General features: G+C 71.4%; 13 protein-coding genes. 8 read left to right on the forward strand and 5 right to left on the reverse strand.

Annotated features, from left to right (window positions below; translation table 11 throughout):
• Positions 1-207: 207 nt before the first annotated feature.
• Genes WMF29_RS27160 through WMF29_RS27170 form a run of 3 tightly spaced genes read left to right on the forward strand, consistent with a single transcriptional unit; the run spans position 208 to position 1,825 of the window.
• Positions 208-585 (forward strand): hypothetical protein, encoded by a 378-nt coding sequence (locus WMF29_RS27160; RefSeq protein WP_272093955.1) that lies wholly within the window; start codon positions 208-210, stop codon positions 583-585.
• Positions 585-1,292, forward strand: a complete 708-nt coding sequence (locus WMF29_RS27165; RefSeq protein WP_437323045.1) for a DUF4166 domain-containing protein — start codon at positions 585-587, stop codon at positions 1,290-1,292. Before WMF29_RS27160 ends, WMF29_RS27165 begins: the two co-directional genes overlap by 1 nt.
• Complete coding sequence (locus WMF29_RS27170; protein WP_437323046.1) at positions 1,289-1,825, forward strand: hypothetical protein; 537 nt, start codon at positions 1,289-1,291, stop codon at positions 1,823-1,825. Before WMF29_RS27165 ends, WMF29_RS27170 begins: the two co-directional genes overlap by 4 nt.
• 36 nt (positions 1,826-1,861) lie before the next feature.
• On the opposite strand, the gene WMF29_RS27175 is transcribed toward WMF29_RS27170, so the two are convergent.
• The 3 genes from WMF29_RS27175 to WMF29_RS27185 all read right to left on the reverse strand — a co-directional run bounded on the left by WMF29_RS27175 (position 1,862) and on the right by WMF29_RS27185 (position 5,192).
• A complete protein-coding gene (locus tag WMF29_RS27175; RefSeq protein ID WP_437323047.1) occupies positions 1,862-2,740 on the reverse strand; it encodes a carbohydrate ABC transporter permease in 879 nt (292 codons plus the stop codon).
• 1 nt (position 2,741) lies between these two features.
• Positions 2,742-3,674, reverse strand: a complete 933-nt coding sequence (locus WMF29_RS27180; RefSeq protein ID WP_437323048.1) for a carbohydrate ABC transporter permease — start codon at positions 3,672-3,674, stop codon at positions 2,742-2,744.
• Between the two features lie 114 nt (positions 3,675-3,788).
• Complete coding sequence (locus WMF29_RS27185) at positions 3,789-5,192, reverse strand: ABC transporter substrate-binding protein (protein WP_437323049.1); 1,404 nt, start codon at positions 5,190-5,192, stop codon at positions 3,789-3,791.
• 742 nt (positions 5,193-5,934) lie between these two features.
• Between WMF29_RS27185 and WMF29_RS27190 the strand changes: the two genes are divergently transcribed.
• The 3 genes from WMF29_RS27190 to WMF29_RS27200 all read left to right on the forward strand — a co-directional run bounded on the left by WMF29_RS27190 (position 5,935) and on the right by WMF29_RS27200 (position 11,772).
• Positions 5,935-7,215, forward strand: coding sequence for an isochorismate synthase (locus tag WMF29_RS27190; RefSeq protein ID WP_437323050.1), 1,281 nt, complete (start codon positions 5,935-5,937; stop codon positions 7,213-7,215).
• A 97-nt stretch (positions 7,216-7,312) separates the two neighbouring features.
• On the forward strand, positions 7,313-9,529 hold the full coding sequence (locus WMF29_RS27195) for a chorismate-binding protein (RefSeq protein ID WP_437323051.1): 2,217 nt from the start codon (positions 7,313-7,315) through the stop codon (positions 9,527-9,529).
• 89 nt (positions 9,530-9,618) lie between these two features.
• On the forward strand, positions 9,619-11,772 hold the full coding sequence (locus WMF29_RS27200) for an anthranilate synthase component I (RefSeq protein WP_437323052.1): 2,154 nt from the start codon (positions 9,619-9,621) through the stop codon (positions 11,770-11,772).
• A 489-nt stretch (positions 11,773-12,261) separates the two neighbouring features.
• Here the strand turns inward: WMF29_RS27200 and WMF29_RS27205 are convergent, their stop codons facing one another.
• Positions 12,262-13,089, reverse strand: coding sequence for a GNAT family N-acetyltransferase (locus WMF29_RS27205; protein WP_437323053.1), 828 nt, complete (start codon positions 13,087-13,089; stop codon positions 12,262-12,264).
• 312 nt (positions 13,090-13,401) lie between these two features.
• On the opposite strand from WMF29_RS27205, the gene argG reads away from it, so the two are divergent.
• Together argG and WMF29_RS27215 are read left to right on the forward strand one after the other, a co-directional pair.
• Positions 13,402-14,754, forward strand: a complete 1,353-nt coding sequence (gene argG, locus WMF29_RS27210) for an argininosuccinate synthase (RefSeq protein WP_437323054.1) — start codon at positions 13,402-13,404, stop codon at positions 14,752-14,754.
• Between the two features lie 150 nt (positions 14,755-14,904).
• Complete coding sequence (locus tag WMF29_RS27215; RefSeq protein WP_437323055.1) at positions 14,905-15,264, forward strand: phage holin family protein; 360 nt, start codon at positions 14,905-14,907, stop codon at positions 15,262-15,264.
• A 19-nt stretch (positions 15,265-15,283) separates the two neighbouring features.
• Here WMF29_RS27215 and WMF29_RS27220 read toward each other — a convergent pair whose 3' ends face one another.
• Positions 15,284-16,267 carry an aldo/keto reductase gene (locus WMF29_RS27220; protein WP_437323056.1) on the reverse strand — a complete coding sequence of 328 codons (984 nt, stop codon included), beginning with the start codon at positions 16,265-16,267 and terminating at the stop codon, positions 15,284-15,286.
• Positions 16,268-16,310: the final 43 nt, after the last annotated feature.

Here is a 16,310-nt window from a genome sequence, read left to right on the forward strand (position 1 = left end):
AATCGCTGCGAGAGGGCGAGAGCGCCGGACGACCGGGCCCCCGGCGTCGGAGGGCGACGCCGGTCGCGACGGCGCGCGTTCCATGCCGGAGGCGTCACCGCCTGCCATGCCGGAGAGCACGACGCCGCCTGTGGCGCGACGCGCGACCGACGCAACGACGGCGACGCCGGTCGCGAGCACGGCGCAGGATCGGATAGAGTGCGCCGCATGAACTCCTACGAGCTGGTGACGTGTGCGAGCTGTTATGGCGAAGGCGAGATCAACACGGACTCCGGCCCCTATCTGTGCAAGGACTGCCAAGGGAACGGCCGCATCCTCCCGACCGGAGAGCAGATCGAGGAGCGCATCCGCGAGATCGAGGTCGAGCTGGAGCGCCACCCCCACGAGGTGAAGCCGGAGACCCGATGGCTCGTCTTCGAGCTGCGGCGCACCCGCAAGCTGCTGTGGCAGATCCGGTCGTACTGCGAGGAGGCGCGGAGCGACGCCGACGACGCGATCATCGTCAAGATCCGCGATCTCGCCGACGCGGCCGTCGCCCCGAGGAGCCCTGCGATGCCGCGAGAGATGCTGCCAGAGGACGCCTGATGCCCGGCTCCGCCGGGGAGCCGGACAGTCGACCCACGGGAGCTCGCGCGCCCTGCGCTGGCGCGGCGCGGGCTGTTCCGGCGGCTGCTCTCTACCCTTCCCTCCTCGGCGCCGCGTGGGCTGCGCTCGCGCCGCCGGTCCAGCGTCTCCACGCGGGCGGCGCGCGCGCTCGCGGCCGCTTCCGCGTGCGGCGCGGCCGGGGGCTCGCGGCGCGCCTGGTCGCCGGCCTCCTGCGCATGCCGGAGGCGGCCGAGGACGTGGCCGTGACGCTCGCCGTCGAGCGGGCGGGCGACGGGGAGCGGTGGCTCCGCACCTTCGGGGCTCGCCCGCTCTTCTCCTCGCAGTGGCGCTCGGGTGATCTGCTGGTCGAGGGGCTCGGCCTCGTCCAGTGCTGGTTCCGGCTCCGCGCCGAGGGCGGAGCGCTCGTGTTCGAGCAGGTGCGGTCGACGCTCGGGCTCCGCCGCCTCGGGCTCCCGCTGCCCCGGTGGCTCGCCCCGCGGGTCGAGGGGCGGGCCGGGCCCCTCCGGGACGAGGTCCACGTCGACGTGCGGATCTTCGCGCCGGTCGCCGGGCTGCTCGTCGCGTACGAGGGGCGCGTGGCCTACGAGGCGGGCGGCGAGGCGCCGCCTGCTCGCGCCGGCGCGTCCACGCCGGCGTCGACCGCGCCGTCAGCGCCGGAGCCCCGCGCGCTGGAGCCCCGCGCATGATCACGGCGCTCGTGCTCCTCGCCGTGCAGGGCGCGCTCGGCGCCTTCGACACGCTCTATTACCACGAGTGGCGGGCGCGCCTGCCCGGCGGCGTGCCGGGCACCGCGCCCGAGCTCGTCCTTCACGGCGCGCGCGATCTCCTGTACGCGGCGCTCTTCGCCTCCTTGCCGTTCGTGCGCTGGGAGGGGCTCGCCGCGTGGGCGCTCGCGGCGCTGCTCCTCGCGGAGATCGCGATCACGCTCCGCGATTTCGTCGTCGAGGACACGGTCCGGAGGCCGCTCGGCGGCGTGTACCCGGGAGAGCGGGTGATGCACGCCGTGATGGGCATCATTTACGGCGGCGCGCTCGCCCACCTCGTCCCCGAGATCTGGCGCTGGGCGCATGACCCCACGGGCTTTTCCCGCTGGGACGCGCCGCCCTCGCTCCGCGTGATCCTGCCGCTCATGGCCGCAGGCGTGCTGCTCTCGGGGCTGCGCGACCTCGGCGCCGCCTACGGGCCTCGCTGGCTCCGCTTCCCCTGGGGGCGCGCGTGAGCCGCCGACCGCGCCGGCGCGTTTTCAGCCGCGCCTTCAGCCCTTCACCGCGCCCGCGGTGAGCCCCGCGAGGATGCGCCGCTGGAAGACCAGCGTCAGCACCACGAGCGGCACGGTCACGACGATGGAGGCCGCCATGGTCTGCCCCCAGGGGATCTCGTAGAGCCCGCTGCTCGTCGTCGAGAACGCCTGGATCGCGTAGGTCACCGTGCGCTTGTCCGGCGTCTGGGTGAAGGAGAGCGCGAACAGGAACTCGTTCCAGGCGGCGATGAAGGCGAGGATGCCCGTCGTCGCCATCCCGGGCACCGACAGCGGCAGCATGACCCGGGTGAACACCTGCCAGTGCGTCGCGCCGTCGACATAAGCCGCCTCCTCGATTTCGCGCGGGATCGCCTTCATGAAGCCGGTGAGCACCCACACCGTGAAGGGGAGCGTGAAGATGAGATACGTCAGGATCAGCGCGGTGAGCTGGTTGTACAGCTTGAAGAAGTTGATCATCTCGAACAGCGCGCCGAGGACGGCGATCTGCGGAAAGATGGTCATCCCCAGGACCACGTACAGCACGAGGCTGCGCCCGCGGAAGCGGAACCTCCCCAGCGCGTAGGCGGCCAGCGAGCCCACGGCGAGCGACACCGCGGTGACCGAGACGGCGACGATCACGCTGTTCAGGAGCGCCGTCTGGAACTCGCCGTTCGCCAGCACGAGGCGGTAGTTGTCGAGCGTCGCGCGGCCGGGCCAGTAGCGGACCGGGGTCGTGAAGAGCTCGTCGTCGGGCTTGATGGAGGAGACGAACGCCCAGACGAACGGGAAGACGGTGAACACGAGCACCGCGGCGACGAGCACGTAGAGCAGGGCCCGCGAGGCGCCCTGTCCCAGCGAGCGCCGCCGCGCTGCCCTTCGCGGAGCGCCGCTCATCTCACGCCTCCTCGGCGCGGAACACCGCGAGATAGATCATGATGAACACCGCGATGATGAGGAAGAGCGCGACGGAGATCGCCGAGCCGTAGCCGATGTTCGAGACGCTGACGAGGGTCTGTTGGGCGTAGGTGGCCATGGTCTGCATGTCCGGCCGGTTGCCGAACATGACGAAGAAGACGTCGAACACCCGGAGCGCGTCGAGCGTGCGGAAGATGAGCGCGACCAGCATCGAGGGCCTGAGGAGCGGCAGCGTGATCCGGGTGAACTGCTGGAGCGCCGTCGCGCCGTCGACCCGCGCGGCCTCGTAGAGATCGTGCGGGATGAGCTGCAGCCCGGCGAGGAGGAGGAGCGCCATGAACGGCGTCGTCTTCCAGACGTCGATGAGCGCCACGGCCCAGAACGACACCGCAGGATCGGCGATGAAGGCGACGTTGCGATCCAGGACGCCGAGCTGGTTGACGAGCAGGTCGTTGAAGACGCCGTAGACGTCGTTATACATCCACTTCCACATCTGGGCCGAGATGACGGTCGGTATGGCCCAGGGGATGAGCATGGCCGCGCGCACCGCCGAGCGGCCTTTGAAGCGGGAGTTGACGACGAGCGCGACGCCGAGCCCGAGGGCGAGCTCGCCGAGCACGGTGACGACCGTGAAGAGGACCGTGAGCAGGACCGCGTCGAGGAAGTAGCTGTCCTGCACGAGCTCGACGTAGTTCTGCGCGCCGATGATCCTCGCCGGCTCCCCGGTGCCGAGGCGCGCGTTCGTGAAGCTCAGGTAGAACGTCTGCGCGAGCGGGTAGAGGGCGATGAACGCGACGACCGCGAGCGTCGGCAGGAGGAACAGCCAGGCGCGCCGCTGTCGCCGCGCGTCGAGCGATGGGGGGTCTAGAGGGGCCGCCGCGCTCGTGGCCGCTTGGTTCGCCGGCATGCTCATGGGATGTCCGTTCTCGCGAGGTGGTCTGGCCGGGAGCTCTCGTGGACCGCGCCGCGCGCCGCGCGCCAGTCGACCGCTGGGCGAGGCGCGCGAGGCGGCGTGCGGCGTGCGGCGTCAGCGAAGCGCGCGCGTGAGCCGCTGCTCCACCTGCCCGAGCGCCTCCTTCGGATCCTTGCCCTGCAGGACCTGGCTCACCCCCTGGAAGAAGGCGATCGACGCCTCGTTGTACCGGGCGCCGGTGCTGTTCGAGGGGCGCGGCACGAGCGCGATGTCCTTCGCGCTCGCCAGGAAGGGCAGCGACTTCACCACCTCGGGGTCCTGCTGCACCGATCGGATCGTCGGGAGGAAGGAGCCCGAGGTCGCGCGGAACCGCTGCGCCTCGGGGCTCGTCATGTAGCGGACGAGCTCGATCGCCGCGTCCTTGTTCGGCGAGAACTTCGACACCGCGAGCTGCCATCCGCCGATGGTGCCCGCGCTCTTCTGTCCGGGCTCGTGCGGCAGCGGGCCCGCCGCGAACTTGCCCTTGATCGGCGACCGCTCGGCGTTGCCCGCAGCGTAGGCATAAGGCCAGTTGCGCATGAAGGCGGCGTTGCCGCCCTGGAACGCGTTGCGCGCGTCCTCCTCCTCGTAGCTCGTCACGCCGGCGGAGGAGATCGAGCCCACCCAGCCCCTGGCGCGCGCGAGCGCCTTCTGGGCTTCCGGGTTGTTCACGGTGATCTTGCCCTCCTCGATGATCGCGCCGCCGCCGTGGGAAGCTATCCACTCCAGCGCGTTGCAGGTCAGCCCCTCGTAGGCCTTGCCCTGCCAGACGAAGCCGAGGAAGTTCGGGCTCGCCGCCCGCTCGCCGTCCTGGATCTTCTTCGCCATCTGCTCCAGCTCGTCCCACGTCTCCGGCGGCTTCTGGTACCCGTACTTCTCCAGGAGATCGGTGCGGTAGTAGAGCAGCCCGAAGTCGGTGAACCACGGCATCGCCACGAGCTTGCCGTCGACCGTGTTGTTCTGGACGATGCTCTCGATGTGCTGCTTCGCCGCCTCGCCGAGCTTCTCGCTCAGATCGACGAGGTTCGGCGCGAAGGCGCCGGGCCAGATGACATCCAGCATCATGACGTCGATGTCCCCGGACTGTGCCTGGAAGAGGCGCTGGTAGACGGAGTAGGTCTCCGTCGCGTCCTTGGGACGGGGGATGATCGTTACCTCGATGCCGGTGTCCTTCTGGAACTGCTGGATCATCACCCTGTCGAGCTCGGCGCCGACGCCCACCGGCTCGCTGTAATACTTGAGCTTGCTGCCGGCGTATCGCTTCGCCTCGGCGGCGTTCGGCACGGCGGGGGGCTGCGCCTTGATCGCCTTCTCGCCCGGCGCCTCCGACACCGCGGCCGCCGTCGTGGCAGCGGCGCCAGGGCGGTTCTCGCGGGCAGGCGGGCTCTTGTCGCCACGGCAGGCGCACAGCCCGACGACGAAGAGGAACAGCGCTGCGGTTCGCCATGCGCGGCGATCATGCTGCCGAGTGGGGTCCATCGCAGGATCCTTTCTGAGCTCTGTTCTGGAGATTTTCCACATTCCCGGTCGCCGGCAGAGCTATCGAGACGTGCCGCTCACGCGCGCGCCGCGAAGGGCGAGTGCCCGCGGCAGCATCGACCAGATGCGCGCTCGGGGGCAAGGGTTCGCGCCGCCTCTCCATGGGTAAAAAACCCAGGAAAGAGCCGTCGATCACAGACGGGACGGAGCGCGCGCTGCTCGGCACTGCTCTGCTCGCTGCTCGCCGATCGCGGGCAGCGAGCGCAGCACAGCAGACGGCGCGCGGCGCGCCGCACACGACGCGTGGAGAAGGCGCGTGGCGCGAAGGGAGATGCGCCGCGCGGGGACACGACGCGCGCTGGCGGCGAGGCGAGGTGAGACGAGACACCAGCGCTGGCGGCGAGACCCAACACGACGCGCGCCGGCGGCGAGATGAGGTGAGGAAACGCGATGCGCCTGCGTCGCGCGGAGACAACGCGCGCAATGCGTGCGCGCCCGCGCGCCGACGCCGACACCTCGCCTCGAAGCGCAATTTCAGCGGCAATTCGAGCGGTGGACGCGCGTCGCCCGCGCCCGGAACGTGGGCTGCTTTGCGCTTGCGGAGCCTTTCCGGAGGCGGTAGAGCCGATGCTGCGTGGCCGGCGCTCGCGATCCGGCACGGTGCCGCGGGCTCGTGGCCTGCTGGCTCCAGGCTGGTCCTGCCGAGCAGGACGAGCCCGAACCGGCCTGCGCACGGCGGTGCATGACTCCCCTGACGTTCTCCTCCTCGGCCGACGCCCCCCGCCAGGCGGCGCGGCTCGTCGCCCGCACCTTCCGGCTCGACGCCGACACGCTCGCGAAGCTGCCCGGCGGCGTCTCGTCGCTCATGGGAGACGGCGCGCGCGTCTGGCTGCACCCCGGCACCCAGCTGGTCGCGCACGGGGTCGCCGCCCGCCTGGAGCTGCCGCACGGCATCGAGGGCGGCGTGGCGTGGATCAAGGAGGCGCTCGCCTCGATCGAGGCCACCGACGCTGTTGGCCGCCCGGGCTGCGGCCCGGTGGCGCTCGGCGCCCTGCCGTTCGACCGGACGGAGCCGGCCGCGCTCGTCGTGCCGGCCCAGATCGTCGGCGCGGCTTCCGACGGGACCGCGTGGGTCACCACCATCGGCGAGGGCGCCGCCCCCGCGCCGCACCTGGAGCGAGCCGAGGGCCACCGGCGCTCGCCCGACAGCTTCACGCTCCGCTCGGCGCTCCCGCACGAGGAGTGGTGCGGGCGCGTCGCGCGCGCGGTGGCCGACATCCAGCAGGGGGCCCTCTCCAAGGTCGTGCTGGCGCGCGCGGTCGACGTCGAGGCGAACCGCCCCATCGTCGTCGAGGAGGTCCTGCGCCGCCTGACCGCGCTCTACCCCTCGTGCGCGATCTTCCACGTCGACGGCTTCCTCGGCGCGAGCCCCGAGCTCCTGCTCTCGCGGCGCGGACGCGCCGTCTCCTCGCACCCCCTCGCCGGCACCTACGCGGTCTCCGCCGACGTCGACGCCGACCGCCGGTTCGCCGAGGTCCTGCGGCGCTCGGCCAAGGACCAGCGCGAGCACCGCTTCGTTGTCGACGCCGTGGCCGCCGCGCTCGCGCCGGAGTGCGCGTCGCTCGAGGTCCCCAGCGAGCCGTCGATCCTGAGCCTCCGCAACGTGATGCACCTCGGCACCCCGATCCACGGCCAGCTCGCGGAGGCGGCGCCGGACGCCCTCACGCTCGCCGCGCGGCTGCACCCGACGCCCGCCGTGTGCGGCACGCCGCGCGAGGCGGCGGAGGCCTGGCTGAGCGCGCACGAGGGCATCCGGCGCGGGCTCTACGCGGGGCTCGTGGGCTGGGTCGACGCCCGCGGCGACGGCGACTGGTTCATCGGCATCCGCAGCGCCACCGTCGACGGCGCGCGCGCGCGGATGGTCGCGGGCGTCGGGGTCGTCGCGGGCTCGAGCCCGGACGCCGAGCTGGTCGAGACGCAGCTCAAGCTCCAGGCCATGCTCGCGGCCATCATCCGCCCCTGATGCCGCGCCCGCCGCCGGCGCGCCTCACCCGAGCCGGGATCCGCGCCGGCTCGCCCGCATTGACGGCCTCGATGCGGGCCCCAAGGCGAGCTTCGCCGTGAAGACACTCCTCATCGACAACTACGACTCGTACACCCACATCCTCGGGCAGTACCTCTGGGAGGCGAGCGGCGAGGAGCCGATCATCGTCAGGAACGACAGCCTCTCGCTCGCCGAGATCGAGGGCCTGGAGCTCGACGGCATCGTCATCTCGCCCGGCCCCGGTCGCCCCGAGCGCCGGGCCGATTTCGGCGTCTGCGCCGAGGTGATCGAGGCGCTCGCCGGGACGCCGATCCTCGGCGTCTGCCTTGGCCACCAGGGGCTCGCCGCGCGCTTCGGCGGGCGCGTCCAGCACGCCCCGCGGGTCATGCACGGCAAGATCGTGGAGATCGAGCACGACGGCGCCGGGCTCTTCGAGGGCGTGCCCAGCCCGTTCCAGGCGGTGCGCTACCACTCGCTCATCGTCGGTGACGGCGGGCTGCCGGCGGAGATCCAGGTGACGGCGCGGACGCGCGGCGATCGGCTCATCATGGCCCTCAAGATCAAGGACCGGCCGTTCTACGGCGTGCAGTTTCACCCCGAGTCGATCGGCACCGAGCACGGCAGGAGGATCATCCGCAATTTCAGAGATATCGCCCTGAGCACGCCGCGCGACCGGAGGGGCGCGGCGCTCCACCGGAGCGCACGCGCGCCGGGCCTCTCCGCAGGCGCGCTGGGCGGCTGCGCGCCGGGCGCGCCGGCGGGCGCGCAGCGACGCGGGCGCGTGCGTCACCTCCGGCTCCCGTGGGTCGATCCCGAGCGGGCGTTCGCCGGGCTCTTCGCCGCGGCCCCTTACGCGTTCTGGCTCGACTCGAGCGCGACAGGCCGTGACGGGCGCTTCTCGTTCATGGGGAGCGCGACCGAGGCCATCGAGAGCCGCGGCGCCGCCGTGACGAGGTGGAGCGCCGGCGGCCCCGGAGACGCCCTTACCTCGACCACATCCGAGGGGAGCCCGTTCGCCGCGCTCCGGCGGGAGCTGGCGTCGGTGTCGCTCGATCCCAGCGGCCTGCCCTTCCACTTCACGGGGGGCCTCGTGGGCTACCTCGGCTACGAGCTCAAGGAGCACCTCGGCTTCGGCGCGTCCGCCCACCCGCGCCGCGCGCTCCCGGACAGCGCGATGATGATCGCGCGGCGGATCCTGGCCTTCGACCACGTCGAGCGCGCTGTATACGCGTGCGCGATCGACGCAATCGACGCAAGCGACGCGATCGACGACGACGAGCCTGCGAGGCCTGCGCCGCCCTCGTCCGCATCGTGGCTGGACGAGATCGCGGCGCGCCTCCGCGGCCTCCCGGCGCTCTCGGAGCCGCTCCTGCCGCCTGTCCCGGAGGGCTTCGCCGACCGGATCGCGCACGCGCCGCGCCTCTCGCGCCGGGAGCACCTCGACGCCGTCGGCGCCATCCTCCGCGAGATCCGCGAGGGCGAGACGTACGAGGTGTGCCTCACGAACGAGTTCCACGTGCCGACCTCGCTGGATCCGTTCGCCCTCTACCGCGTCCTGCGCCGCACGAACCCCGCGCAGTTCTCGGCCTTCCTCAAGCTGCCGGAGGGCGCGGTGCTGTCGTCCTCGCCGGAGCGGTTCCTCGCGGTCGACCGGGAGCGTCGGGTGCGCAGCGAGCCCATCAAGGGGACGCGGCCGAAGGGCGCCACCGAGGAAGAGACCCTCGCCCTGCGCCGCGATCTCGCGACCAGCGACAAGGACCGCTCCGAGCTCCTCATGATCACCGACCTCGTCCGCAACGACCTCAGCCGCGTCTGCGCCATGGGCTCGATCGACGTCGAGGCGCTCCAGCGGATCACCGAGCACGCGACCCTGCTCCAGCTCTCGTCGGTGGTCACGGGCGCGCTGCGCGAGGGGAAGGGCGCGCTCGACGCGCTCGAGGGGTGTTTCCCCGGCGGATCCATCACCGGCGCGCCGAAGCACCGGACGATCGCGATCATCGACGCCCTGGAGCGGCGCACGCGGGGCGTGTACACGGGCTCGATCGGGTACCTCGCGTACGAGGGCCCCATGGACATGAACATCGCCATACGGACCCTCGTCGCCGACGGCCGGGGGCTCAGCTTCGGCAGCGGCGGCGCGGTGGTCGCGGAGTCCAGCGCGGAGGCCGAGTACGAGGAGGTCCTCGTCAAGAGCTTCCCCCTGCTCCGCGCCATCTACCTCGCGGAGCGCGCCGCGGACGGGGGCCGAGCGTCCGCGCAAGAAGTGCGCGCGACGAGTGCGCAGCGCGGATGACGCGCACGACGGAGACGTGCACGCGGCAAAGATGCTGGTACGGCGCGCATGCCGCACCGCGTATACTCATCGCATAAGGAGACGCGGTCGTGAAACGAGACAGCAACATCACGCGGAGAGGCGTCGCGGTGCGGCGGACGGTCGAGGACCTCGCCGTCGACGGCGCCATCCAGCCCATCGTCGAGGCGCTCGACAGCCACCTGGGCGTGGTCCTGGCGTCCAGCTACGAGGTCCCGGGCCGGTACACGCGCTGGGACATCGGCTTCATCGATCCGCCGCTCGTGCTCGTCTCCCGGGGCCGCGACTTCCGGTTCACCGCGCTGAACGAGCGCGGGCGCGTTCTGCTGCCGGCCATCGACGAGGCCCTCCGGGATCTCGACGCTGTCGCGGCCCTCGAGCGGCGCAGCGACGAGGTGGTCGGCGCGGTCCGTCCGCCGGGCGAGCGGGTGCCGGAGGAGCTGCGCAGCCGGCAGCCGTCGATCTTCTCGGTGCTGCGCCGGCTCATCGAGCTCTTCGGGGTCCCGGGCGACCCGCTGTTCGGGCTCTACGGCGCGTTCGCGTACGATCTCGCCTTCCAGTTCGAGCCCATCCGGCTCCGCCTGGAGCGCCCGGCGGATCAGCGGGATCTCGTCCTCTACCTCCCCGACGAGATCATCGCCGTCGACCACCGCCGCGAGCGCGCGACGCGCACGCGCTACGAGCTGAAATTCGGCGATCGCTCGACCGACGGGCTGCCGCGCGAGGGCGCGACGCGCGCCTATGTCGGCGCCGACCGCGCGCCCCAGAACGAGTACGCGCCGGGCGAGTACGCCGAGCTCGTCCGGGTGGCGCGCGAGTCCTTCAAGCGGGGCGATCTCTTCGAGGTCGTGCCGGGACAGACCCTCTACGAGCCGTGCCCGGTCGCGCCCACGGAGCTGTTTTACCGCCTGCGCGAGCGCAACCCGGCGCCCTACGGCTTCCTGATGAACCTCGGCAACGCCGAGTATCTGATCGGCGCCTCGCCGGAGATGTATGTCCGCGTCGAGGGCAATCGCGTCGAGACTTGCCCCATCTCGGGCACGATCCCGCGCGGCAGCGACCCGCTCGCCGACGCCGCGCAGATCGCCCGCCTGCTCGCGTCCGCGAAGGACGAGTCGGAGCTCACCATGTGCACCGACGTCGATCGCAACGACAAGTCCCGCATCTGCGTGCCGGGGAGCGTGCGGGTGATCGGGCGCCGGCAGATCGAGATGTACTCGCGGCTGATCCACACGGTCGATCACATCGAGGGCCGCCTGCGCGACGGCTACGACGCGCTCGACGCGTTCCTCGCGCACACGTGGGCGGTCACGGTCACTGGGGCGCCGAAGGCCTGGGCCATGCAGTTCATCGAGGATCACGAGCGCTCGCCGCGCGCGTGGTACGGGGCGGCGGTCGGGATCGTCGGCTTCGACGGCAGCATGAACACCGGGCTCACGCTGCGCACGATCCGGGTCAAGGACGGCGTGGCCCAGGTCCGGGTCGGCGCGACGCTGCTCTTCGACTCCGATCCCGACGAGGAGGAGCGCGAGACCCAGGTGAAGGCGTCGGCGCTCCTCGACGCGATCCGGAGGCCGCGCGGCGTCGCCACGCCGCCTCCGGCGGCCATCCACCCGGTGCCTGGCGGCACGCGCAAGGTCCTCCTCGTGGATCACCAGGACTCCTTCGTGCACACGCTGGCCAACTACCTCCGGCAGACGGGCGCCGAGGTGGTGACGCTCCGCGCCGGCTTCCCTCTCGCGGAGCTCGACGCCTACGCTCCCGACCTCGTGGTGCTCTCGCCCGGCCCTGGCTCGCCGAGCGATTTCGATCTCTCGGGCACGCTCGCGGCGCTGCTCGAGCGGCGGCTGCCCGTCTTCGGCGTCTGCCTCGGCCTGCAGGGCATGGTCGAGCACTTCGGCGGCAAGCTCGGCGTCCTCGACTACCCGATGCACGGCAAGGCCTCGAACGTGCGCGTGCTCGGCGGGCGCCTCTTCGAGGGGCTGCCGCGCGAGTTCCGCGCGGGGCGCTACCACTCGCTCTACGCGTTGCGCGACGCGCTCCCTGCGTCGCTGAAGGTCACGGCCGAGACCGAGGACGGGGTCGTGATGGCGATCGAGCACACGGAGCTGCCGCTCGCGGCGGTTCAGTTCCATCCGGAGTCGATCCTGTCGCAGGACGACAACGTGGGGCTCCGGCTCGTGAGGAACGCGGTGACCGAGCTGCAGCGGAGCGGCGGGCGGTGACGGTCGAGCGGTAAAGCGGGGCGCTTGGGGGCGAAACCCATGTCGCCCCGCTCCGGGTGAGGGAGTCGACCCACGCAGCGTAAGCGCGGGGCGGCGCACTCCCTCGCTCAGGGCCTCACGTCTGCTTCATGATCCAACGGACCGTCCACCCCCACCGGCGCGGCGGGGAGCACTCCCTCGCTCGGAGCGGGCGTTGAGGGGAGTCCGCGCTTCCCGGCTGGAGGATTGCTGATCTTCCGAAAGGCGATGAGGGCCCGATCGCTTCGCGTCAGGCCACAAAATGAAAAAGCGCCGCCGGGGCCTCGGGGGGGGAAAGGCCACGCCAGCGACGCTGAACCGGAGTATCAGCATGAGGCGTGCCATGGCGTACTTCCGTCATGGTCGGGCATTTCGGATGGATGTCCCGGGCGACCATTTCGGTTTTGCACGATCAGCGCTGCACGCCTGAAAGGTGCGCCGCCGGCGAGGCCCGGGGCGCCCGGGAAGGGCTCAGGCAGGCGACTCTGGGCTCTCGCTCCGCCGCGTGAAGATCCCCTTGCTGTACGCCATGAAGAAGCCGAGCCGCATCGCGTTGCGCTCCGTGGGGATACCGGGGCTCGCGCTGATGCACGCCAGCTGGCAACCCTGCTCGCGCACCCGCTCCAGGCGGCGGACGATGAGCGCCTGCTGGATGCCGCGCTCGCGAAACCGGGGGAGCACCGAGGCGCCGAAGAGCGCGGCGCCCTCGCCGTGGATCTCCACGCTGCCGCCGCCGGCGGGCTCGCCGTTCACGAGCGCCAGGTACGAGTCGCATCCGGGGTGCGCGACCAGGCGGCGCGTGATCTCGAAGAGCGCCGGCGACAGCGGCACGTCGTCAGGCCGGAAGCCGCTCGTCGCGATCTCGATGAACACCCGGACCTGCGCCTCGTCGCCCGGATCGATGCGCACGATCTCCAGCCCCTGGGGGCCACCACGCGGCACCAGCGCGCGGAGGTCCTCGTCCGGCGCGAGCTCGCGCGCCAGCACGTTCTCGAACTCGCGCAGCACGAACCCTCGATCGGCGAGGCCGCGCACGAGCGACCCGTGCGCAAAGGGGCAGACCTGTATCTGCGGCTCCGCGCCGCGCGCCGCGTAGAACCGCACGAGGCGATCGAGATCCTCGCCGGAGACGGGCCCGTCGAGCCCGAGCCCGACAGCGAAGTTGCCCCAGGAGCCCTCTCCATCGAAGGCCATCCACCCGCCCGCGATGGGCTCCGCGACAGCGACAACGGCGGCGGTGCCGACCGCCAGCCGGCGCTCCTCGATCCGGGCGATCTCGGCGTACGACAGCTTCGGCATGGACTTGCACCTCGTTGGCGAGCAGGGCTCGCGTGGCACGGTGTCCTCCATCCTAGTCCGATGAGGCCCGGTCTGCGCCGTTTCGTGCAGGCCAGCGCGTTTCCGGCGGAGGCGCCGTCCGCCTGCCGGCGCGCGCGGGCAGGCGGACGGACCGACATCGCGCATCGCGCGGCCGCGCCGTCCCGGCGGAGCGGGCGGGCGGAGATGGCGGAGATGCCTGACGGCGCGCGCGTGCACGCACCGCCACGCGCCTCCGCTGCCCCGCGATCTCCGCTCGCGTGCTCGCGGGCGTTGCGATTATGCTGCGCCGCCATGAGCAGGATCTTCCGTTCACTCCCCCCGCCGGGCACCCACCTCGGCATCGCGTTCTCGGGCGGTCTCGACACGCGCTGCGCGGTGGCGTGGCTCTCGCGCAACGGGCTCAAGGTGCACGCGTACACCGCCGATCTGGCGCAGCCGGACGAGGACTCCCCCGGCGACATCCCGCCGATCGCCCTGCAGCACGGCGCGGTCTCCGCCAAGCTGGTGGACTGTCGCGAGGCGCTCGTCCGCGAGGGCATCCTCGCCATCCAGTGCGGCGCCTTCCACCTCTCGACGGGCGGCAAGAAGTACTTCAACACCACGCCGCTCGGCCGCGCGGTGACAACGACCGCGATCGTCCGCGCGATGCGCGACGACGACGTCCACGTCTTCGGCGACGGAAGCACGCACAAGGGCAACGACATCCAGCGGTTCTACCGCTATGGCATCTTCGTCGACCCCTCTCTCAAGATCTACAAGCCCTGGCTCGACCCGAGGTTCGTGGGAGAGCTCGGCGGGCGCAAGGAGATGAGCGAGTACCTCGAGCGCCACGGGCTGCCCTACCGCATGGGGACGGAGAAGGCGTACAGCACCGACGCCAACGTGCTCGGCGCGACGCACGAGGCGAAGGACCTCGAGCACCTGAACACCGGGATCAAGATCGTCCAGCCCATCATGGGCGTCGCCTCCTTCCGGCCGGAGGTCGCCATCGAGGCCGAGACGGTGACGCTCGGGTTCGAGCGCGGCGTCCCGACGACGATCAACGGCAAGCGCTTCGCCTCCCTGTTCGAGCTGTTCGTCGAGTGCAACCGGATCGGCGGGCGCCACGGCCTCGGCATGAGCGACCAGATCGAGAACCGGGTGATCGACGCGAAGAGCCGCGGCATCTACGAGGCGCCGGGCATGGCCCTGCTCCACGCCGTCTACGAGCGGCTCCTGTCCGCCATTCACAACGAGAACACCCTCGACGTGTACTTCACCCAGGGAAGGCGCCTCGGGCGCCTGCTCTACGAGGGCAAGTGGTACGACCCCGAGGCCATGATGCTGAAGGACGCGCTCTCGCGCTGGATCGCCCCCGGCGTGACCGGCGAGGTGGCGCTCGAGCTGCGCCGCGGCGACGATTACAACATCCTGAGCACGCGCGCCGACTACATGGCCTATGCGCCGCACAAGCTCTCGATGGAGAAGGTCGAGGAGGCCTATTTCACCCCCGAGGACCGCATCGGCGCGCTCGAGCTCCAGAACCTGTCGGTGACGGACAACCGCCAGTTCCTGATCCACCTCATCGAGAGCACGCAGGCCCTCGGCCCGGGCGGCGCCCCGGCCATCGGCGAGCTGCTCGGCGGCGACAAGCCGAAGGAATGAGCCGGGGCGGCGCCGCTGACGCTGAGCGGAGGCCGCGCGCCGGCTCCGCCCGCGACACGCCGTACGAGGTTGCGCCCGGCACCTGCCTGGGTCACGAGGAAGGTGCGAACGCCGGCCCGCCAGGAGCGGTGCCGGCCCAGGGAGGTGGTCATGAAGGCGCTCATCATCCAGGCACTCGCCGCGGGCCTCGCGGTCCTCGTCGGAACGAAGATCCTGCCCGGCGTGCGGATCCGCACGACCCAGACGGCGCTCGTCGTCGCCGCCGTGTTCACGGTCCTCAACCTCCTGCTCGGCTGGCTCGTGAAGTTCCTGGTCGCGGTGGCGCTCCTGCCCGCCGCCATCCTCACGCTGGGCCTCGCGTATCTCCTCTTCGGCCTGGTCGTGAACTCGGTGCTGCTCTACGCCACCGACAAGCTGATCGACGATTTCGAGATCCGGGGGCTAGGGCCGCTCTTCGGCACGGCGGCCCTCATCTCGTTCGCGGGATGGCTGTTGCCGCGCCTCCTGTGAGCCTTCGCCCGGGCGGCGTCTACCATAGCTGGTGAACGTGAGGCCGGAGCCGCCGGTCGTAGATCTCGCGGATCTTCGCCATGGTCTCCTGCGGCACCGGCGGCAGGTCCGCCGCGCCCGCGTTCTCATCCACCTGATCGGGCCGCTTCGCGCCGGGGATCACGCACGTCACCGCGTCCTGCATCAGGATCCAGCGCATCGTCCACGCGCCCATGCTCACGCCGGAGGGCACGAGCGGGCGGAGCTCCTCGACGACCTCGAGGCCCAGGTTGTAGTCGACGCCCGAGAACGTCTCGCCCTTGTCGAACGCGGCGCCCTCGCGGTTGAAATTGCGGTGATCGTCGGCCGCGAACCGGGTCGCTGCGCTCATCTTGCCGGTGAGCAGCCCCGAGGAGAGCGGCAGTCGCGCCAGGATCCCGACCTGCCGGCGCTTCGCCTCGGGGAAGAAGAGCTCGGCCGGGCGCTGCCGGAGGACGTTGTAGATGATCTGCACCGACTGCACGCCGGGGTACTCGATGGCCTTGAGCGCCTCTTCCACCCGCTCGACGCTGACGCCGTAAAACCGGATCTTGCCCGCCTTCACGAGCCGATCGAGGACGTCAAACACCTCGGGTCGATAGTAGACGTCCGTCGGAGGGCAGTGCAGCTGGACGAGGTCGAGCGCGTCCGTCTCGAGGTTCTTCAGGCTGCGATCGATGAAGGCCGTGAGGTTCCCCTCGTCGTAGCTCGCCGCCGTGTGCGGGCTCAGCCGCCGGCCCGCCTTCGTCGCGACGACGATCTCCTCGCGCCGCTCGCGCCTGAGGCGCGCGAGCAGCCGCTCGCTCCGGCCGTCCCCGTACACGTCCGCGGTGTCGAAGAAATTCACGCCGCGATCGGCGGCCCGGTGCAACGCCGCGAGCGACTCCTTGTCGTCGACGTCGCCCCAGGTACCCCCGATCGCCCAGGCCCCGAAGCTCACCGAGGAGACGCGGAAACCCGTCCTGCCAAGAGGTCGATACTCCATGGCGGCGCATACAACCAGATTTCCCCCGGTACGGCGAGCGTGA

The organism is Sorangium sp. So ce381, from assembly GCF_051473845.1.
GTDB lineage: Bacteria > Myxococcota_A > Polyangia > Polyangiales > Polyangiaceae > Sorangium > Sorangium atrum.

What these genes read in the sequence shown, in the direction of transcription:
- WMF29_RS27185 (WP_437323049.1), bottom strand. Translation starts at nt 5,192, where the DNA reads ATGGACCCCACTCGGCAGCATGATCGCCGCGCATGGCGAACCGCAGCG.
- WMF29_RS27190 (WP_437323050.1), top strand. Translation starts at nt 5,935, where the DNA reads ATGACTCCCCTGACGTTCTCCTCCTCGGCCGACGCCCCCCGCCAGGCG.
- WMF29_RS27175 (WP_437323047.1), bottom strand. Translation starts at nt 2,740, where the DNA reads ATGAGCGGCGCTCCGCGAAGGGCAGCGCGGCGGCGCTCGCTGGGACAG.
- WMF29_RS27180 (WP_437323048.1), bottom strand. Translation starts at nt 3,674, where the DNA reads ATGAGCATGCCGGCGAACCAAGCGGCCACGAGCGCGGCGGCCCCTCTA.
- WMF29_RS27165 (WP_437323045.1), top strand. Translation starts at nt 585, where the DNA reads ATGCCCGGCTCCGCCGGGGAGCCGGACAGTCGACCCACGGGAGCTCGC.
- WMF29_RS27170 (WP_437323046.1), top strand. Translation starts at nt 1,289, where the DNA reads ATGATCACGGCGCTCGTGCTCCTCGCCGTGCAGGGCGCGCTCGGCGCC.
- WMF29_RS27220 (WP_437323056.1), bottom strand. Translation starts at nt 16,267, where the DNA reads ATGGAGTATCGACCTCTTGGCAGGACGGGTTTCCGCGTCTCCTCGGTG.
- WMF29_RS27205 (WP_437323053.1), bottom strand. Translation starts at nt 13,089, where the DNA reads ATGCCGAAGCTGTCGTACGCCGAGATCGCCCGGATCGAGGAGCGCCGG.
- argG (WP_437323054.1), top strand. Translation starts at nt 13,402, where the DNA reads ATGAGCAGGATCTTCCGTTCACTCCCCCCGCCGGGCACCCACCTCGGC.
- WMF29_RS27215 (WP_437323055.1), top strand. Translation starts at nt 14,905, where the DNA reads ATGAAGGCGCTCATCATCCAGGCACTCGCCGCGGGCCTCGCGGTCCTC.
- WMF29_RS27160 (WP_272093955.1), top strand. Translation starts at nt 208, where the DNA reads ATGAACTCCTACGAGCTGGTGACGTGTGCGAGCTGTTATGGCGAAGGC.